Genomic DNA, 19,973 nt, shown 5'->3' on the forward strand with positions numbered 1-19,973 from the left:
TAATGAGATGAAACGCTTTTTATTGTTATTGCTTATTTTAAGTCAGAGTGCGACAGCAAATTGCTGGGATAAAGCTGCGCATTATTATCATGTCGATCCGTATTTATTATATGCCATTGCGCAGGTGGAATCCGGTATGAATCCGAATGCCGTGGGGTGGAATCAGGATGGCTCGCGGGATGTGGGATTAATGCAGATTAACAGCACGCATTTCAGCGAACTGCAGCGCCAGGGCATTGACGAGAACCGGCTTGTGACCGAGCCCTGCACCTCCATTATGGTGGGCGCATCAATACTGTCGACGATGATCAACGTATATGGCTATAACTGGGAAGCCGTCGGGGCTTATAACGCGGGAGTGAAAAAAGAGAATTATTCAAAGCGTATGAATTATGCCCGCAAGGTCTGGGCGAAATATCAGGAGATAAAACCTCGCTCCTCTTATTAATTCTGCTTTTTGTTTTTTGAAGCGTACCCATAGGTGCGCTTCAGAAAATGAAAAATTACCGCACTCTTTGGTTTATTTATTAAGGGAATAATACATAAACCGTGATTGCATTAACCCTTGTTGCTATATATAGGATGAGTTGAAATGACCAAAAGGACCTTACTGAGCGTGCTCGTTGCGGGTGCATGCATTGCGCCTTTCATGGCACAGGCTGCGACGCTGCAGGCAACCACCAGCGAGCCGTTCACCCTGAAAGCCAGCGATCTGGCGAAGAAAGAACAGGAACTGACTAACTTTCCACTGATGGCGTCGGTTAAAGACACCATTCGTACGCTGGATAATGCCCAGGTTGAGCTGATTGAGCCAGGCCGTGCAGCGAACCCGGATAACGTTAAACGCGTTGAAGGCATTGTGAAGGCCAGCGACTGGGAATACCTTTTCCCGATGCGAGCGCAGTCCTACACCTACAGTAACTTCCTGAAAGCGGTGGGCAAATTCCCGGCGCTGTGTAAGACCTACAACGACGGCCGTGACAGCGACGCCATCTGCCGTAAAGAGCTGGCCACCATGTTTGCCCACTTCGCACAGGAAACCGGCGGCCACGAAAGCTGGCGTCCGGAAGCCGAATGGCGTCAGGCGCTGGTTCACGTTCGCGAAATGGGCTGGACCGAAGGGCAGAAAGGCGGTTACAACGGCGAATGTAATCCTGATATCTGGCAGGGACAAACCTGGCCGTGCGGCAAAGACAAAGACGGCGATTTCGTGAGTTACTTTGGCCGTGGGGCAAAACAGCTGTCTTATAACTACAACTACGGTCCGTTCTCTGAAGCGATGTTCGGCACTGTCCGCACGCTGCTCGACAAGCCGGAGCTGGTGGCTGACACCTGGCTGAACCTGGCAAGCGCCATCTTCTTCTTCGCCTACCCGCAGCCGCCGAAACCGAGCATGCTGCAGGTTATCGACGGCACCTGGCAGCCAAACGATCATGACAAAGCCAACGGCCTGGTTCCGGGCTTCGGCGTGACCACCCAGATCATTAACGGTGGCGTAGAGTGTGGTGGCCCGACTGAGATTGCCCAGTCTGAAAACCGTATCAAGTACTACAAAGAGTTTGCGAAGTACCTGAAAGTGCCTGTCCCGGCAAATGAAGTGCTCGGCTGTGCCAACATGAAGCAGTTCGATGAAGGCGGCTCCGGTGCGCTGAAGATTTACTGGGAGCAGGACTGGGGATGGAGTGCCGATACGCCAGACGGTAAAACGTATTCCTGCCAGCTGGTCGGTTATCAGACGCCGTTCAGCGCCTTTAAAGAGGGTGACTACACGAACTGCGTGAAGAAATTCTATAACGTCAACATTATCAACGATGACGGTTCCGCCGTGACGCCGGACGAGCATCCGGTCACTCCGGCACCGACGCCATCGGAAGATGAAACCCCGGCACCGGCACCGGCACCGGTTCCGGACGAAACGCCGGCAGAACCGACCGTGGTGAACCACGCACCGGTCGCGCAGATTGCGGGCCCAATCGGTGCGGTGGAAGCGGGCGCGCAGGTATCCCTGAGCGCAGAAGGATCCACTGACCAGGACGGCAATACGCTGACCTACACCTGGCGTTCACAGGATGGCCAGACGGTCACCGGTGAAGACAAGGCGGTGGTGACCTTTACCGCGCCAGAGTCTGCGACGGCTCAACAGTATGAAGTCAGCCTGACCGTGAGCGATGGCGAGCTGAGCAGCACCACTTCCTATCTGCTGAACGTTAAAGCGAAAGCCACGACGCCGTCTGAAAACGACGGTACCTCAGGTGCTTACGCCGCGTGGAGCGCCAACAGCAAGTACAAGGCAGGCGATATCGTGAATAACCACGGTAAACTGTTCCAGTGCAAACCGTTCCCGTACAGCGGCTGGTGTAACAATGCCCCGGCGTACTACGAGCCAGGCGCGGGTCTGGCGTGGTCAGACGCCTGGACGGCGCTGTAAAACAAAACGGCAACCTTCGGGTTGCCGTTTTCGTCTCTGCTCTCTGAGATGTGCGTGCTTAACTAGCGATGCAATTTACCGTGGTCACGCAGCCAGGCGGCAGTACGCACAATCCCTTCATCCAGGGAGACAATCGGCTTATACCCCAGTTCGTTCTCTGCGCGGGTGATATCCAGCGTAAAATCAAAGTTGAGCTTTGAGACACCGTAGTGCGTCAACGCAGGCTCTTTCGCCGATTTACTCCCAAGACGCTCCATACTGCGGGCAATCATATCCAGCATCGGGTAGGGCACGGAACGAATACGGCAGTCAATTTGCAACTCGTCAATCAACCTTTGCACGATGCTGCGCAGCGTGCAGGGCTCACCGTTGGTGATATTGTACGCGCGACCGGAAATCAGGGTATCGCAGTCAGGCTGGCTTGCCAGCCACATGGCGTGGACCGCATTTTCGTAGTACGTCATATCCACCATCGCATCGCCACCGCGGGGCAGCAGCACGCTGCCGTAGTGGTGCATCATCTGCGCCAGACGCGGGATAAACACTTTGTCATGCGGGCCGAACAGGCTCTGAGGACGCAATACGGTAAAACGGGTGTGCGGGTTCGACTGTGCCAGCAGATCGATCACCTCTTCGCTGGCCGCTTTACTGCGGGCAAACTCACAGGCAAAGCGCGCCGGGCGAAAATCTTCCTGCACGTCGCGGTGATGGTGATAGTCGAAATAGAGAGACGGGGAGGAGATATGAATAAAGTTACGCACACCCCAGGCCACGGCCCATTCACCCAGACGACGGGTGGCGCGCACGTTGGCAAGGTCAAAAGCTTCCTGGGTGCCCCACGGGGAGGTAAAACTGGAGCAGTGCCACAGCGTATCGATACCGGCCAGCATCACCTTGGCCTGAGAGGAGACCAGCTCCGTCAGGTCGGCATGGACAAACTCTGCGCCCATTTTTTGCAGCAGTTTACCCATCGCTTCGTTGCGACCGGTGGCCCTGACGCTGATGCCTTTGTTGCGCAGAAACTCGACCGCATTTCGGCCTAAGCCGCTGGTCGCCCCGGTAACCAGTACCTTCATATCAATCCACTGTGTTGAAAAAGAATTTCGTGCGCATTCTTTCGTGAATTACGGCGGGTTGCAATGGGAAAGGTGAAAGAATAAGAGTTTTATTGAGTTATTTTCGTCTTTTGTTCTGCCAACTGCGCGATACGTTTCGCCATTCCGCGAAAGATAAACAGGTGAGCGGGGATCATTAACAACCAGTAGAAAAGCCCCGGCATACCGTGCGGGTGCCACCATGCACGAACGTCCAGTTCTCGATGGTCGCCTTTGTCTTTTAGCGTAAAGCACAACCGTCCCAGACCGGGCGCTTTCATGCCAAACAGCAGCGCCAGCTGTTTTTCGGGCTCGACGATAATTACCTTCCAGCTGTCAACCGTATCGCCTACCGCAAGATACGGGTGTGCAGGACGGCCTTTCGCCAGCCTGTGTCCTACCAGCAGATCCAGTGCGCCACGGGTTTGCCAGAGGATATTGCCGAAGAAATAGCGTTCTTTGCCGCCAATCTGATTCACCACCTCCCACAGGTCCGCCAGACTGGCCGGGGTGTTCACCGTGCAGCCAGCCTGTTTAGGAAAGTAACCGTACTCAGGCCGCCAGCGGGCAAACGCCTGGGCGTCGTAGCCCCAGTCGCTGGAGTTCATCAGCTGTTCCTCTTCCTTGAGCGTATTGCGTACCGCATCATCGAAACGGATCAGCGTCTGGGGGATCAGCGCACGCAACGCGCGATCGTCGGCCAGCAGATCGTGTTTGAGCCCCTGGATCAGCGCTTTTGCGGTCGTCGGCGGCACGGACGTAATGACGGTTAAAAACCACACCGAGATCCAGCGGGTAGGGAAGGGAATGGGGATCAGCCAGCGTCGGCGGCCGCTGACACGCATAAAATGTTCGAACTGTTGCTGGTAGCTCAGCACTTCCGGGCCGGCAGCCTCAAGCACACGGTGTTGCTCAGCCGGATGGTCCAGCAGGGCCACCAGATAATGGCGTAAATTTTCCAGCGCAATCGGCGTGGTGCGCGATCGCACCCAGCGCGGCGGGGTAAGCACCGGCAGGTTGTACACCATGTCGCGCATCACTTCGAACGCGGCGGAGCCGGCCCCGACGATGATCCCCGCCCGCAGTTCGGTGACGGGAATATTGGCGCCGCGCAGGGTTTCAGCCGTGAGCTGACGGGCGCGAAGATGATCGGACTGCTCGTTAGCAGGCGCCTGCAGCGAGCTTAAAAAAATCACCTGCTTCACCGGTGTGCGCAACAGCGCGTCGCGAACGTTCATCGCCACCTGACGCTCGTGGGCGATAAAATCGCCCCCTTCGCCCATGCTGTGAACAAGGTAGTAAAGCGTGTCGACCCCTTCCAGTAACGCCGGCAGCGTCGTGGGCCAGTTGAGATCGACGTTGTGACAGGTCACCCCGGGCAGGTGCAGCTTTTGCAGACGCTCCGTGTTGCGTGCCACGGCCAGCACCTGGTGTCCCTGCTGACTTAACGCAGTGGTGAGATGCTGACCGATATACCCACTGGCACCGAGTACCAGAATACGTTGCGGCACGCTCTGCTCCTTAGCGCTGTAAAAACGCCTGCCAGTGTTTCACCACGTCTGCCAGCTGCTGACGATTAACGTCTAAGTGCATAACCAGGCGTACCACCGGCGAGGCGTTGATCAACACGCCACGGGCTTTCATAAACTCACCCAGCGCGACAGCGTGCTCTTCGCCCACGCGAATGAACAGCATGTTGGTATCGTGGCGCATAACGTCTGCACCAATCTCGCGTAGCTGTGCGGCCATCCACGCGGCGTTTTCATGATCGTCTTTCAGGCGGGCCACGTTGTTTTTCAGGGCGTACAGTCCGGCTGCCGCCAGAATACCGGCCTGGCGCATCCCGCCGCCGGTCATCTTACGCCAGCGGACCGCGCGTTTGATGAAGTCCGCATTGCCCACCAGCAGCGAGCCAACGGGCGTCCCCAGCCCTTTAGACAGGCAAATAGTGAACGAATCGCAATACTGCGCGATGTCTTTCAGCTCGCAGCCATACTCCACCACGGCGTTAAAGATGCGCGCGCCGTCCACGTGCAGCCCGAGTTTGCGCTCGCGGGTGAATTCCCACGCTGCTTTCAGGTACTCGCGCGGCAGCACTTTGCCGTTGTGGGTGTTTTCCAGACTGAGCAGCCTGGTGCGGGCGAAATGCACATCATCGACTTTGATTTTCGCCGCGACCTTGTCGAGGGGCAGGGTGCCGTCCGGGGCGGCATCTATCGGCTGAGGCTGAATGCTGCCCAGTACCGCCGCACCGCCTGCTTCGTACAGGTAATTGTGCGCACCCTGACCGGCAATATACTCTTCACCGCGTTCGCAGTGGCTGAGCAACGCCACCAGGTTGGCCTGGGTGCCGGATGGCAGAAACAGGGCAGCCTCTTTACCGCTTAGCTCGGCGGCATAACGCTGCAGCGCATTCACCGTCGGATCGTCACCGTAGACGTCGTCCCCGACCGGGGCGGCCATCATCTCTTCGAGCATGGCGCGACCCGGACGGGTAACGGTATCACTGCGTAAATCAATCATTTCACATCCCTTTAATTTAAGAGGTTATGTGAAATGTTTTACCTGAGCCAGTTGGTTTTTGCCAGTTCGATTACCTCATCACCGCGTCCGCTGATGATGGCGCGCAGCATATAGAGGCTGAATCCTTTGGCCTGCTCGAGTTTAATCTGCGGTGGGATCGCCAGCTCTTCTTTCGCCACCACCACGTCCACCAGTACCGGACCGTCGATGGAGAAGGCGCGCTGCAGGGCTTCATCGACTTCTGAGGCTTTCTCTACGCGAATACCCGTGATGCCGCAGGCTTCAGCGATGCGCGCGAAGTTGGTGTCGTGCAGCTCGGTGCCGTCCGTCAGATAGCCACCTGCCTTCATCTCCATCGCCACAAAGCCCAGCACGCTGTTGTTAAAGACCACGATTTTCAGCGGGAGCTTCATCTGCACAACCGACAGGAAATCGCCCATCAGCATGCTGAACCCGCCGTCGCCGCACATCGCCACCACCTGACGCTCTGGTGCGGTAGCCTTGGCCCCCAGCGCCTGCGGCATGGCGTTGGCCATCGAACCGTGGTTGAACGACCCCAGCAGACGGCGTTTGCCGTTCATCTTCAGATAGCGTGCCGCCCAGACGGTCGGGGTGCCCACGTCGCAGGTAAAGATGGCGTCGTCGTCCGCGAAATGGCTAATTTGCTGCGCCAGATACTGGGGATGAATGGCTTTGTCGCTCGGTTTGGCAAGATCGTCCAGTCCTTTGCGTGCATCGCGGTAATCACTGAGGGCTTTGTCGAGGAACTTCCGGTCGGTTTTTTCTTCCACCAGCGGCAGCAGGGCGGCGAGGGTCGATTTGATGTCCCCTACCAGCGCCATATCGACTTTGCTGTGGGCACCGATACTGCCCGGGTTAATATCAATCTGAATGATTTTGGCATCCGTCGGGTAAAACGCGCGGTACGGGAACTGGGTGCCGAGCAGGATCAGCGTGTCGGCATTCATCATGGTGTGGAAACCGCTGGAAAAACCGATCAGTCCGGTCATGCCCACGTCATACGGATTGTCATATTCGACGTGCTCTTTGCCGCGCAGGGCGTGAACAATCGGGGATTTTAACTTGCCGGCAAATTCCACCAGCTCTTTGTGCGCGCCTGCGCAGCCACTGCCGCACATCAGGGCGATATTGCTGGAATAACGCAGCAGCTGCGCGAGCTTTTTGAGCTCTTCTTCAGCCGGTGTGATGACAGGCTGTGGGGCGTGATACCAGTGCGAACTGGCACCTTCAGGCGCGGCCTTCAGCGCCACGTCACCGGGAATAACGACCACCGAAACACCGCGGTTAAGCACGGCTTTGCGCATTGCAATGGCCAGAACCTGAGGGATTTGTTCTGGTGAGGAAACTAATTCGCAATAGTGGCTGCATTCACGGAACAGCTCCTGAGGATGCGTCTCCTGAAAATAGCCGCTGCCGATTTCGGAAGAAGGGATGTGCGCGGCAATCGCCAGGACCGGTACGTGATTGCGGTGGCAGTCAAACAGGCCGTTGATCAAGTGAAGGTTGCCCGGTCCGCACGATCCGGCGCAGACGGCCAGTTCACCCGTCACCTGCGCTTCCGCACCAGCCGCGAAGGCGGCAACCTCTTCATGACGGGTTGGCATCCATTCAATGGTCTTCATCTTATTGAGGCTATCGCTCAGCCCGTTCAGGGAGTCGCCGGTTACGCCCCAGATGCGCTTTACGCCTGCCTGCTCGAGGGTTTTTGCTATGTATGCAGCCACGGTTTGTTTCATGGGTGTCCATCTCCTTTAAGTGATATCGCTTACAAGCTTAGAAGAAAGTCACTGTATTGCCGCGCTTTCCCCCTTATTAAAAGGTGCTTTTCACCCGCAATGATTCGGCATAATCTGGTCATCACACAGATGAAAACAGGAATCATTTCAAATGGTTAAATCATTGTTAATTGCTGTTAATGAAAAGCTATCGTGCGACGATGCCGGCAAACTCTTGTTACGACTTGCCGTCGGTGGGCTGATGCTTTTTCACGGTTTACACAAGTTATTGGGTGGCGTGGGGTTCATCAGCGGCATGCTGGTGGAAAAAGGATTACCGGGGTTTATCGCCTACGGCGTGCTCATTGGCGAAGTGGTGGCGCCTGTCCTGATTATCGTGGGGCTTTTTACGCGCCCGGCGGCACTGGTGCTGGCGTTTACCATGATTGTAGCGTGGCTGATGGTCGGGACGGGGGAAACCTTTGCGCTGGACGCGGTAGGTGCCTGGGCGATTGAGAGCCTGGTGTACTTCTTTATCGGTGCGCTGGCGATAGCATGCTTAGGCGCTGGGCGTTTTGCGTTGGGGAAAGCGCCGGTCTGGCGGTAGGCGTACTAACCGGGGGTAAACGCGAGCGCTTACCCCCGTCATTCGCTACGCCAGCACAAGATCGCCCTGTGGATGACACGAGCACGCCAGTACGTATCCGTCGGCGATTTCTGCCTCGGTCAGCGTCATGGTGCTCGTCACGGTGTACTCACCGGAGACCACTTTGGTCTTGCAGCAGCCACACACGCCAGCACGGCATGCTGCCACCACCGACACGTTGTTGCTTTCCAGCGCGTCCAGTAGCGTGGTGCCGACCCGGCCAAAGAAAGTCTGAGCAGGCTGCAGTCTGGTGAACGTAATTCCGCTGGTTGCCGCTTCCGCCACCGGGGTGAAGAACTGCTCTTTGAAGAAGCGGGTCACGCCCAGTGCTTTCACGTCCTGCTCAACGATATCCATATACGGCGCCGGCCCACAGGTCATCACGGTACGTTCCGCGAGATCCGGGACGCTTTGCAGCAGTTCACGGCTCAGACGTCCGGCGACAAAACCGTGGGTTGCGTTATGTTCCGCCACCAGCGTCACCGGATAGTTACGCCACTCTTCGGCAAAGATCACATCTTCCGGCGAGCGCACGCTGAAGATCACCTGAACATCTGCCTGCGGACGGTTTTTCGCCAGCCAGCGACGCATTGACATGATCGGCGTGACGCCGCACCCGGCGGCCAGCAGCAGGAATTTATCTTCCGCTTTATCGTCACAGGTGAAATCCCCGTGTGCGTCCGACAGCCAGAGGTAATCCCCGCGCTTCACGTCCCGGGTCAGCCACTGCGAGCCTGCGCCATCATCGATACGGCGGATAGTGAGCGTGATGTACTCGCTCACGCCCGGCGTTGAGGAGATCGTGTAGGCGCGCAGCGTGTCCGCTGAGTTGCGGACACTGACCAGCGCATACTGACCTGCACGGTACGGATAGTAGTCATGGCACAGCAGGGACAGCGTCCACACATCCGGCGTCTCCTGATGGATGTGATGAACCTGCATCCGCCACGGACATTGTGAGGTTGGCATGGTCATGAATAACTCCTTACGCGCTCAGCAGCTGCTGCATATCTTCTTCTACGGTGGTCACGGAACGCAGACCAAACTTCTCGTTCAGCACGGCCAGCAGATCCGGTGTCAGGAAGCCGGGTGCGGTGGGGCCGGTCACAATGTTGGTCACGCCGAGAGAGAGCAGGGTCAGCAGGATGACAATCGCTTTCTGTTCAAACCAGGAGAGCACCAGCGACAGCGGCAGATCGTTGACGCCGCAGCCCAGTTTTTCCGCCAGCGTGACGGCCAGAATGATGGCAGAGTAGGCATCGTTACACTGACCCGCATCGACCAGGCGTGGCAAACCTTCGATGTTGCCGAAGTCCAGCTTGTTGAAACGGTATTTACCGCACGCCAGCGTCAGGATCAGGCAATCTTCCGGTACGCTGGTGGCGAAATCGGTGAAGTAGTTACGCTCACCGCGCGCACCGTCACAGCCGCCAATCAGGAAGATATGGCGCAGTTTTTCACGGCTCACGAGGTCAATCAGTGAATCCGCGGCACCGAGCAGGGTTTCGCGACCAAAGCCGACGGTGATCAGATGTTCGATTTCGCTGTACGGGAAGCCACCCATCTGCTGCGCCTGGGCGATGACCGGGCCGAAATCATCCCCTTCCAGGTGGCTCACACCCGGCCAGCCAACGATGCTGCGGGTCCAGATGCGGTCGTCATACGCGCCAACGGTGGGGTCGATGATGCAGTTAGAGGTCATCACGATGGGGCCCGGGAAACGGGCGAACTCAACCTGCTGGTTCTGCCAGCCGCTGCCGTAGTTCCCGACCAGGTGTTTAAATTTACGCAGTTCCGGGTAGCCGTGTGCGGGCAGCATTTCGCCGTGGGTATAGACGTTAACGCCCGTGCCTTCGGTCTGCTTCAGCAGGTTATAGAGGTCTTTCAGGTCATGGCCGGAGATCAGGATGCACTTGCCTTCGGTCGCTTTAACGTTAACCTGCGTCGGCGTCGGGTGGCCGTAGGTGCGGGTTTCACCGGCATCCAGAATACGCATCACGTTGAAGTTCATCTGGCCGATTTCCATTGAACATTCGAGCAGCGGATTCATCTCAGCAGGCCAGGTACCCAGCCACGCCATGATTTTGTGGTACTGAGCATAGATAGCGTTATCGTACTGGCCCAGAACGTGCGCGTGTTCCATATAGGCTGCGGCCCCTTTCAGGCCGTACAGGCAGAGCAGACGCAGGCCGAGAATGTTCTCGCCAATCGCCGCTTTATCTTTGTTGGGGGTGAATTCTGCTGCCTGACGCTGCAGCTCGCCCAGGTCGTCGCTCACCAGCTGCAGGTCTGCCATTGGGTTTTCTACCCGTGCGTTGGCATCGGCGCTCAGGCACTGCGCTTTGAGCGCTTCACGCAACGCAATCGCTTCGCGGGCATAGCCGACGATGCGCGGGGAATCAAAGTTAACGTTAGTCAGCGTGGAGAAAAAGGCGCGGGGGGCGAAACTGTCTACATAGTGGTCAATAATGCCATATTCGCGGGCCTTGAATGCCCATGCGGAAAGGCCTTGCAGGGCGGCAATCAGCAGATCCTGCAGGTCTGATGTTTCTGCGGTTTTGCCGCACATACCTTGCGCATAAGAGCAGCCATTGCCTGCCGGGGTACGGATGGTTTGTTCACATTGCACACAAAACATAATCACACCTGTTAAAGTTATATTTGATATACATGTTTGAGGTTATGCCTGTGACTGAACGGTGAAAAGGGCTTTCTTCTACAAAATAGAGGGAGATTGATTTAGCGCAATTTTGGCGGCAGAAAGTCTACCGCCAGAGGAGTATCAGGCGGAGAAAAACGCCATCAGAACGGGAACCAGCAGGCTCAAAATAAAGCCGTGTACGATGGCGGCAGGCACCATCTCCAGCCCACCTGAACGCTGCAGAACCGGCAGGGTAAAGTCCATCGACGTGGCGCCACACAGACCCAGTGCGGTCGAGCGACTGCGGCGCACCAGGCCCGGGATCAGCATAATGGCAATTAATTCTCGCGCCAGGTCGTTAAAGAAGGCGGCGCTCCCGATGACCGGACCGAACGATTCGCTCAGCAGAATACCGGAAAGGGAATACCAGCCAAATCCGGAGGCCATTGCCAGACCGGTTTTTAACGGCAGGCCGAGAATAAAAGCGTTAATCACGCCCGCCACCAGTGAGCTAATGACGACGATAACCGCGACGATCATTCCACGGCGATTAAGGACAATCTGTTTCAACGTCATGCCATTATTTCGCAGCTGAATACCGATAAGGAACAGCAGGAAAATGAGGGTATATTCACTGGCTTCCGTCGCGTGCTGTAAAAAATTCCATCCGCTAAGCCCAAGAACAAAACCCAGCACCACGACGCCGCATAATTTTAAAGATTCTAGCGCCATTGCAATTCGTGACGGCAGTTTTTCCTGATGGTGGTGATTTTTCCACGGAATAGTGCGTTCAAGCCAGAAAAGTGCGGCAATATTGCACAGCAAAATAACGGCGCAGGTGACGACAGAATAATGCAGGATCGCCAGCAGATTGGTGGCCAGATTATCCAGAAACGCCAGGCTTATCCCCATAAAGAAAAGAATGACGTAGACAATCCAGCTCAGAAAACGGTTGATAAGCCGTAACGTGGATTCGCGATGCAGCGGGATAAGGTAGCCCACAATCAGAGGCAGCAGAATGATGAGGAGTCCTGAAAACATGAACAACGGGTCCTTGTGAGTATCTGTTAAGCGCCAGAGACACTACCCAATAAACGTTGTCAGGTAAAGGAGCAACAAAAAAGCCGGGTGGCAGCAACGCCTGACCCGGCCTGAGTGTTGTCATGCAGCTCGGGTAAGCGTAAGTGCTACCCGACTGCACACGCAATTAATCGCGTTTTTCCAGCAGGGTGCGATACAGCACGCCGCCCAGAATACCGCCGATGATTGGCATTACCCAGAACAGCCACAGCTGCTCAAGCGCCCAACCGCCCTGGAAAATAGCGACGGCAGTACTGCGCGCCGGGTTTACGGAGGTGTTGGTGACCGGAATAGAGATCAGGTGGATAAGCGTCAGCGCCAGACCAATGGCAATAGGTGCAAAGCCCGCCGGGGCGTGTTTGTCGGTTGCGCCGTGGATCACCAGCAGGAAGCCTGCGGTCAGCACAATTTCAATCACGATGGCAGAGAGCATGGAGTAACCGCCAGGGGAGTGTTCGCCGAAACCGTTTGAGGCGAAGCCGCTTGCGGCGGCGTCAAAGCCGGCTTTACCGCTGGCAATAACGTACAGAACCGCTGCAGCAATAATCCCGCCAACAACCTGGGCCACAATATAACCAATGACTTCTTTAGCAGGGAAACGACCGCCCGCCCATAAACCTAATGTCACCGCCGGGTTAAAATGACCACCGGAAATATGACCCACGGCAAACGCCATGGTTAATACGGTTAAACCGAATGCCAGCGCAACGCCGACAAAACCAATACCTAATTCCGGAAATGCTGCTGCCAGAACGGCGCTACCGCAGCCACCAAACACCAGCCAGAATGTACCAAAGCATTCTGCTGCTAATTTTCTAAACATAACCACCTCAATAATAAACTTCACACGCGTTCCTGCGTGCGGGATATCGTCAAAAAAGGGATGACGACTCAAAGAGCCATTATTTTAAAAACAAAAACATCCCTTCGCCACTAAAATTAATTCGGTTAATTTGATTTATGGCAACGTGATGTCATTCCTTGTTCAAATCGACGGTAAATAGAGCATAGACCAATTCTCTACAGCACGAAGGTTGTGCTGTCGTGTCAAAGTTCCTGCCGCTATACTGCTGATAACTTAAAGGAAAAAGTGATCATCTCGCGGGGGATTTATGCTTCTCGAACGTGTGGAAATTGTTGGGTTCCGCGGTATTAACCGCCTGTCGCTGCAGCTTGAGCAGAACAACGTCCTGATCGGTGAGAACGCGTGGGGTAAGTCCAGCCTGCTGGATGCGCTGACGCTGCTGCTTTCGCCCGAAGACGATCTGTATCACTTTGCCCATGATGATTTCTGGTTTCCTCCCGGCGATGTGAATGGCCGCGAAAAACACCTGCACATTATTTTGACGTTCCGCGAATCCGAGCCGGGGCGTCATCGTGTGCGACGCTTCCGTCCGTTATCACCCTGCTGGGTCCCGTGCGACGACGGTTTCCACCGGATTTTCTACCGGCTGGAAGGTGAGATGGCAGAAAACGAGGGCGTATTAACCCTGCGTGATTTCCTCGATGAGAAAGCCAACCCTATTCCGCTGGATGACATCGACGACCTGGCTCGCCACCTGATTCGCCTGATGCCGGTGTTGCGCCTGCGTGATGCGCGTTTTATGCGGCGGATCCGCAACGGCACCGTACCGAATATGCCGGAAGTGGAAGTGACCGCCCGCGAGCTGGATTTCCTGGCGCGAGAGCTGGTGGCGCGTCCGCAAAATCTGACCGATGGTCAAATCCGCCAGGGGTTGTCGGCAATGGTACAACTGCTGGAACACTATTTTTCCGAGCAGGGGACGTCGGAGTCGCGCCATCGTCTGATGCGCCGCCGCTCTCACGATGAACAACGCAGCTGGCGTTACCTCGATATCATTAACCGGATGATCGACAGGCCTGGTGGCCGTACCCATCGGGTGATTTTGCTGGGGCTGTTTTCGACGCTACTGCAGGCCAAGGGCACCGTTCGTCTCGACCGTGACGCCCGCCCGCTGCTGCTGGTGGAAGACCCGGAAACGCGCCTGCACCCGATCATGCTCTCGGTGGCGTGGCACCTGTTGAATCTGCTGCCGCTGCAGCGCGTGACCACCACCAATTCCGGCGAGTTATTGTCCCTGACCCCGGTTGAGCACGTCTGCCGTCTGGTACGTGAGTCTTCCCGCGTCACCGCCTATCGCCTCGGGCCGGGCGGGATGAACGCGGAAGAGGGACGTCGTATCTCGTTCCACATCCGCTTTAATCGTGCGTCGTCGCTGTTCGCCCGCTGCTGGCTGCTGGTTGAGGGAGAAACGGAAACCTGGGTTATCAACGAACTGGCGCGTCAGTGCGGACACCATTTTGATGCCGAAGGTATCAAGGTCATCGAATTTGCCCAGTCGGGGATCAAGCCGCTGATCAAATTCGCCCGGCGGATGGGCATTGAATGGCATGTGCTGGTGGATGGTGACGAAGCGGGGAAAAAATATGCCGCGACCGTGCGTGGCCTGCTGAATAATGAGCGCGAAGAAGAGCGCGACCACTTAACCATGCTGCCGGCCATGGACATGGAGCACTTTATGTACCGTCAGGGGTTCGACGACGTGTTCCACCGGATTGCGATGGTGCCGGTGGATGTGCCAATGAACATGCGGCGCGTGATTGCCAAAGCCATCCACCGCTCTTCAAAACCTGATTTAGCGATTGAGGTGGCGACGGAAGCGGGGAGACGTGGCGTGGAGTCCGTGCCGACGCTGCTGCGCAAGATGTTCTCCCGCGTGCTGTGGCTGGCACGCGGGAAAGCGGATTAAGCGCGGGTCGCCTGCGTGACGTGTTGCGTCAGGCTGTCCAGTAACGCATAGCGGCGGCGGTACTCAGCGCGCTTTTTGCTCGCAATCTCGTCCATCGGCTTACGGGGCATGGCGAGCGGCAGCATGAAGTGGCCGTTATCCTGTTTTTGCCCGCCGAGGGAGAGCCAGAAGCTGTCATAATCGGCCAGCAATTTTCCCTCTTTTTTCTTGCGGTAACGCCAGCTGCGGTAGATATGCGTGGCGTTACTCACCGCGACAATATGCTCAACCGGGAAAGCTGCGCCAAGCGTCATTGCCGTTTCAACCAGCAGGCGTTTCGGGAACAGGCCGTGACACGCTTTGGTCGCCCCCTGGATCAGTTCATGTGGAACGTGTGCTTTTGCCCCCTGCAGGCCGCCGATGAACAGCGTTGTTTTTCCTTCAAACGGGCACAGCGTGAAGGTCATTTCCGCCAGCACGGTATTCTGATGGTTACAAAAGACGAGGGTGGCTTCACCCTCTTTATCCATGAAGGCGTCGGCGCACAGGCGCACAGTAAACTGCTGTTCGTCTTTTCCGGTCAGCGTCAGCAGGGTTGCCCCCTGCGGTGAAAGGTAACCCTTGACCAGCGTTGCCGGAAGCTGGCGCGTCATGGTCTGGTAGTGCCAGGTCAGCGATTCCAGCGCCTGTCGGCGATCCATGTCCACCGTTAACCACGGGCGGTGCAGGCGGCACGGCAGCCCCGGTTGCACCTGCAACATTTGCATCAGGCGCGGCTGCTTTGCCAGCTCTGACAGCAGACGCGTGGTGCTGAACGGTGTCATCAGCGAACGGAGCATGAATTTACGTCGATAAGCGGGGTTTTGCCATGCCAGCCCCGGTGTGATCTTACCGAAGGCCAGATTATTGAAGAGCTGCCAGCCGGATTTAGGCTGGTGCTGATGAGAAATAAGTGTATCGACGATGGAAGACATGTTAGATCCTGCTTCTGAAGGAAGGGTTCTATTTCAGCAGGCGAAATTTCAATAACTCATCAACAAATTGAGGCGATTTCGGTGCGCGGGGGTTTCGTTGAGGAGTCGTTTAGATAGAATCAACGTTTATAATTGCCAGAACATTTATTTGGAATATTTATGAACCTCAAGGGAAAACGCAGAACGTGGTTTCTGCTGCTGGCGGTAATTGTTATCGGGGGTGGGTTCTGGCTATGGCAGATCCTGAATGCCCCTGTACCACAGTATCAAACACTGATTGTCCGTCCGGGCGAGCTGCAGCAAAACGTGCTGGCGACGGGAAAACTGGATGCCCTGCGCAAGGTTGACGTGGGTGCACAGGTAAGCGGTCAGTTGAAAACGCTGTCGGTTGAGATTGGCGACAAGGTGAAAAAAGGCCAGCTGCTGGGCGTTATCGATCCTGAGCAGGCGCAAAACCAGATCCGTGAGGTGGAAGCCACGCTCATGGAACTGCGTGCCCAGCGTGCACAGGCGCAGGCTGAGCGTAACCTGGCCCAGGTGACGTTAACGCGTCAGCAGGCGCTGGCCAAAACGCAGGCCATCTCGAAACAAGATTTAGACACGGCTGCCACCGAGCTGGCGGTTAAGCAGGCGCAGATCGGGACTATCGATGCGCAGATCAAGCGCAACCAGGCCTCGCTGGATACGGCCAAAACCAACCTCGACTATACGCAGATTGTGGCGCCCATGGCCGGGGAAGTGACTCAAATTACCACGCTGCAGGGGCAAACGGTGATTGCGGCGCAGCAGGCGCCCAACATTCTGACCCTGGCGGACATGAGCACCATGCTGGTGAAAGCCCAGGTCTCAGAGGCGGATGTTATTCATCTGAAGCCGGGGCAGAAAGCCTGGTTCACCGTCCTCGGCGATCCTCAGACGCGCTATGAAGGCGCGCTAAAAGACATTCTGCCGACGCCGGAAAAAGTGAACGATGCCATCTTCTACTATGCGCGCTTCGAGGTACCTAACCCGCAGGGCGTGTTGCGTCTGGACATGACCGCACAGGTGCACATTCAGCTTACCGGCGTGAAAAATGTGCTCACCATTCCTCTCTCTGCGCTGGGTGAATCCACCGGCGAGAGTCGCTATAAAGTGAAAGTGCTGCGCAACGGCGAAACGCGTGAGCGAGAAGTGGTCATTGGTGCACGTAATGACACCGACGTGGTGGTGGTCAAAGGGCTGGAAGAGGGTGAGGAGGTTGTTACCAGCGAAAGCCTGCCCGGAGCCGCTAAATGACGGCGTTGCTTGAGCTGAATGACATTCGTCGCAGCTATCCGTCGGGTGATGGCCCGGTTGAGGTGCTGAAGGGGATCACTCTGCGCGTCGAAGCGGGCGAGATGGTGGCGATTGTCGGTGCGTCCGGCTCCGGTAAATCGACGCTGATGAATATTCTCGGCTGTCTGGACAGACCCACCAGCGGCACCTATCGGGTGGCCGGTATGGATGTTTCCACGCTGGACGGTGACGCGCTGGCTAAACTGCGGCGGGAACATTTCGGTTTTATCTTCCAGCGTTACCATCTGCTCTCTCACCTGACGGCGGCGCAGAACGTCGAAGTGCCGGCGGTCTATGCCGGCGTCGAGCGGAAAAAACGCCTTGAGCGCGCCCAGATGCTGCTGACGCGTCTGGGGCTGGCGGAGCGGGTGGAGTACCAGCCCTCGCAGCTCTCCGGCGGCCAGCAGCAGCGTGTCAGTATCGCACGCGCGCTGATGAACGGGGGTCAGGTGATCCTCGCAGATGAACCGACCGGGGCGCTCGACAGCCATTCGGGTGAAGAGGTAATGGCGATCCTTCACCAGCTTCGCGATCAGGGGCATACGGTCATCATCGTTACCCACGATCCGCAGGTGGCTGCACAGGCCGAGCGCATCATTGAGATCCGCGACGGAGAGCTGGTCAGCAACCCGCCGGCGCGACACGCCCGGGCGGCGGCGCCGAAAGAAGTCCTGCCGGCGTCAACCGGCTGGGGACAATTTTCCAGCGGGTTTCGTGAGGCGCTGACCATGGCCTGGCTGGCGATGGCCGCCAATAAAATGCGCACCCTGTTGACCATGCTGGGCATCATCATTGGTATCGCCTCGGTGGTGTCGATTGTGGTCGTGGGCGACGCGGCCAAACAGCTGGTGCTGGCGGATATTCGGGCCATCGGGACCAACACCATTGATGTCTATCCCGGCAAAGATTTTGGCGATGACGAGCCGCAGTATCAGCAGGCGCTGAAGTATGACGATCTGGCGGCTATCCAGAAGCAGCCGTGGGTGAATTCGGCCACGCCGGCGGTCTCACAAAACCTCCGTCTGCGGGTAGGCAATGTTGACGTTGCTGCCAGCGCCAACGGCGTCAGCGGCGATTACTTTAACGTCTATGGCATGACCTTCAGCGAAGGTGCCACCTTCAATGCCGAGCAGTTAGCGGGCCGGGCGCAGGTGGTGGTGCTTGATGCCAACTCGCGCCGGCAGCTCTTCCCCAATAAAACCAACGTGGTGGGCGAGGTTATCCTGGTCGGAAACATGCCTGCGACGGTGATTGGCGTGGCGGAAGAGAAACAGTCGATGTTTGGCAGCAGCAAGATCCTGCGCGTCTGGCTGCCCTATACCACTATCTCCGGGCGGATTATGGGGCAGTCCTGGCTGAACTCCATCACCGTTCGCGTGAAGGAGGGCTACGACAGCGCGCAGGCCGAGCAACAGCTGGAACGGCTGCTGACGTTGCGTCACGGGAAGAAAGATTTCTTCACCTGGAATATGGACGGTCTCTTGAAAACGGCGGAAAAGACCACACGTACTCTTCAGCTGTTCCTGACGCTGGTGGCGGTGATCTCGCTGGTGGTCGGCGGTATCGGGGTGATGAATATCATGCTGGTATCGGTCACGGAACGTACCCGGGAGATTGGCATCCGCATGGCCGTCGGTGCCAGAGCCAGCGATGTGCTGCAGCAATTTTTGATTGAAGCGGTGCTGGTGTGTCTGGTGGGCGGCGCGATGGGCATTGCGCTGTCGATGATGATCGCGTTTGCTCTGCAGCTTTTTTTACCCGGCTGGGAGATTGGTTTCTCGCCGGTGGCCATTCTTACCGCATTTTTGTGTTCGACTTTTACCGGCATTTTGTTTGGCTGGCTGCCTGCCCGCAATGCGGCGCGTCTGGATCCTGTGGATGCGTTGGCTCGCGAATAGGCTGAAAATAAAAATGCCAGCCGATCGGGCTGGCATTTTGACGGCGGGATGTACACAATAAAACAGAGAGCTATGCGACCGTTTCTGCTTCAATGGGTACGATCAGGCTTGCATGATTGCCTTTTGGTCCCTGGTGTACATCGAACCGGACGGACTGCCCGGCTTTGAGCGTTCTGTAACCATCCATCTGAATGGTGGAGTAGTGAGCGAAGATATCCTCGCCGCCGCCTTCGGGGCAGATGAAGCCAAACCCTTTGGCGTTGTTGAACCACTTAACAGTACCCATTTCCATGCTTCGACATCCTTCGTAAATCTTATAAGTTAAGATGGAATGAACCGGTGGTGGAGTGGGGGCTGTTCAAAACCTCGCCATCTCACGCTTGTACAATTTAGAGAAACGAAAGAAGTCGTCAAGCGTTTGGCGCTTGAGATGGGACAATAATCAACCAAAGTTTGAAGCAGTTAACGCTATTGCAACAGTTTGTGACAGACATCGCGGATGACAGTAATAGATGATTGTTATCTAACATCTGAGGTAGATTCAAAGTGGTTATGCAAAATGGGTAAGACCAACGACTGGCTGGATTTTGACCAGCTGGCGGAAGATAAAGTGCGTGACGCGCTAAAACCGCCATCTATGTATAAAGTTATGTTAATGAACGATGATTACACGCCGATGGAATTTGTTATTGACGTGCTACAAAAGTTCTTTTCTTATGATGTAGAACGTGCAACGCAACTGATGCTTACCGTTCATTATCGTGGCAAAGCTATCTGCGGCATCTTTACCGCCGAAGTGGCGGAGACCAAAGTCGCGATGGTGAACGATTATGCGAGGGAGAACGAGCATCCGTTGCTGTGTACGCTGGAAAAGGCCTGATAAGGCATA

Annotated in this window: 17 protein-coding genes; 7 read left to right on the forward strand and 10 right to left on the reverse strand. The window is 56.3% G+C overall.

Going from position 1 to position 19,973, the window contains the following annotated elements; genetic code table 11:
• Positions 1-7 precede the first annotated feature (7 nt).
• Together iagB and QRN24_RS20745 are read left to right on the forward strand one after the other, a co-directional pair.
• A complete protein-coding gene (iagB, locus tag QRN24_RS20740; protein ID WP_014169343.1) occupies positions 8-448 on the forward strand; it encodes a type III secretion system invasion protein IagB in 441 nt (146 codons plus the stop codon).
• A 144-nt stretch (positions 449-592) separates the two neighbouring features.
• Complete coding sequence (locus QRN24_RS20745) at positions 593-2,428, forward strand: glycoside hydrolase family 19 protein (protein ID WP_277492398.1); 1,836 nt, start codon at positions 593-595, stop codon at positions 2,426-2,428.
• A gap of 62 nt (positions 2,429-2,490) precedes the next feature.
• On the opposite strand, the gene QRN24_RS20750 is transcribed toward QRN24_RS20745, so the two are convergent.
• The 4 genes from QRN24_RS20750 to poxB form a co-directional block, all read right to left on the reverse strand.
• Positions 2,491-3,504 (reverse strand): 3-beta-hydroxysteroid dehydrogenase, encoded by a 1,014-nt coding sequence (locus QRN24_RS20750; RefSeq protein ID WP_020884845.1) that lies wholly within the window; start codon positions 3,502-3,504, stop codon positions 2,491-2,493.
• Between the two features lie 89 nt (positions 3,505-3,593).
• Positions 3,594-5,033, reverse strand: a complete 1,440-nt coding sequence (locus QRN24_RS20755) for an SDR family oxidoreductase (protein WP_040017040.1) — start codon at positions 5,031-5,033, stop codon at positions 3,594-3,596.
• Between the two features lie 10 nt (positions 5,034-5,043).
• Positions 5,044-6,045, reverse strand: coding sequence for a low-specificity L-threonine aldolase (ltaE, locus tag QRN24_RS20760; protein WP_277492397.1), 1,002 nt, complete (start codon positions 6,043-6,045; stop codon positions 5,044-5,046).
• Between the two features lie 38 nt (positions 6,046-6,083).
• On the reverse strand, positions 6,084-7,802 hold the full coding sequence (poxB, locus tag QRN24_RS20765; protein ID WP_014169348.1) for a ubiquinone-dependent pyruvate dehydrogenase: 1,719 nt from the start codon (positions 7,800-7,802) through the stop codon (positions 6,084-6,086).
• A 151-nt stretch (positions 7,803-7,953) separates the two neighbouring features.
• Here poxB and QRN24_RS20770 point away from each other — a divergent pair, with 151 nt between their 5' ends.
• A complete protein-coding gene (locus tag QRN24_RS20770) occupies positions 7,954-8,388 on the forward strand; it encodes a DoxX family protein (RefSeq protein ID WP_014169349.1) in 435 nt (144 codons plus the stop codon).
• A 45-nt stretch (positions 8,389-8,433) separates the two neighbouring features.
• Here QRN24_RS20770 and hcr read toward each other — a convergent pair whose 3' ends face one another.
• The 4 genes from hcr to aqpZ form a co-directional block, all read right to left on the reverse strand.
• Entirely contained in the window at positions 8,434-9,402 is a 969-nt protein-coding gene (hcr, locus tag QRN24_RS20775) for an NADH oxidoreductase (RefSeq protein ID WP_284943030.1), read from the reverse strand.
• 10 nt (positions 9,403-9,412) lie between these two features.
• A complete protein-coding gene (gene hcp, locus QRN24_RS20780; RefSeq protein WP_032677785.1) occupies positions 9,413-11,065 on the reverse strand; it encodes a hydroxylamine reductase in 1,653 nt (550 codons plus the stop codon).
• Between the two features lie 144 nt (positions 11,066-11,209).
• Positions 11,210-12,109, reverse strand: a complete 900-nt coding sequence (locus QRN24_RS20785) for a LysO family transporter (protein WP_284943031.1) — start codon at positions 12,107-12,109, stop codon at positions 11,210-11,212.
• 166 nt (positions 12,110-12,275) lie between these two features.
• Positions 12,276-12,971 (reverse strand): aquaporin Z, encoded by a 696-nt coding sequence (gene aqpZ, locus QRN24_RS20790; RefSeq protein WP_025204573.1) that lies wholly within the window; start codon positions 12,969-12,971, stop codon positions 12,276-12,278.
• A 289-nt stretch (positions 12,972-13,260) separates the two neighbouring features.
• On the opposite strand from aqpZ, the gene QRN24_RS20795 reads away from it, so the two are divergent.
• Positions 13,261-14,919 carry an ATP-dependent endonuclease gene (locus QRN24_RS20795; RefSeq protein ID WP_014169354.1) on the forward strand — a complete coding sequence of 553 codons (1,659 nt, stop codon included), beginning with the start codon at positions 13,261-13,263 and terminating at the stop codon, positions 14,917-14,919.
• Here QRN24_RS20795 and QRN24_RS20800 read toward each other — a convergent pair.
• Positions 14,916-15,872, reverse strand: coding sequence for a VirK/YbjX family protein (locus QRN24_RS20800; RefSeq protein WP_020884839.1), 957 nt, complete (start codon positions 15,870-15,872; stop codon positions 14,916-14,918). The two genes, QRN24_RS20795 and QRN24_RS20800, sit on opposite strands and share 4 nt — an antisense overlap.
• A 159-nt stretch (positions 15,873-16,031) precedes the next feature.
• Here QRN24_RS20800 and macA point away from each other — a divergent pair, with 159 nt between their 5' ends.
• Both macA and macB read left to right on the forward strand, forming a co-directional pair.
• On the forward strand, positions 16,032-17,147 hold the full coding sequence (macA, locus tag QRN24_RS20805) for a macrolide transporter subunit MacA (RefSeq protein ID WP_020884838.1): 1,116 nt from the start codon (positions 16,032-16,034) through the stop codon (positions 17,145-17,147).
• Entirely contained in the window at positions 17,144-19,084 is a 1,941-nt protein-coding gene (gene macB / locus QRN24_RS20810) for a macrolide ABC transporter ATP-binding protein/permease MacB (RefSeq protein WP_020884837.1), read from the forward strand. Before macA ends, macB begins: the two co-directional genes overlap by 4 nt.
• Positions 19,085-19,154: 70 nt before the next feature.
• On the opposite strand, the gene cspD is transcribed toward macB, so the two are convergent.
• Positions 19,155-19,376, reverse strand: a complete 222-nt coding sequence (gene cspD, locus QRN24_RS20815) for a cold shock-like protein CspD (protein WP_008499993.1) — start codon at positions 19,374-19,376, stop codon at positions 19,155-19,157.
• A gap of 267 nt (positions 19,377-19,643) precedes the next feature.
• On the opposite strand from cspD, the gene clpS reads away from it, so the two are divergent.
• A complete protein-coding gene (gene clpS, locus QRN24_RS20820; protein WP_006174393.1) occupies positions 19,644-19,964 on the forward strand; it encodes an ATP-dependent Clp protease adapter ClpS in 321 nt (106 codons plus the stop codon).
• The last annotated feature ends 9 nt before the right edge of the window (positions 19,965-19,973 follow it).

Source organism: Enterobacter sp. MEB024 (assembly GCF_030209635.1).
In the GTDB taxonomy this organism is placed as follows: domain Bacteria; phylum Pseudomonadota; class Gammaproteobacteria; order Enterobacterales; family Enterobacteriaceae; genus Enterobacter; species Enterobacter ludwigii.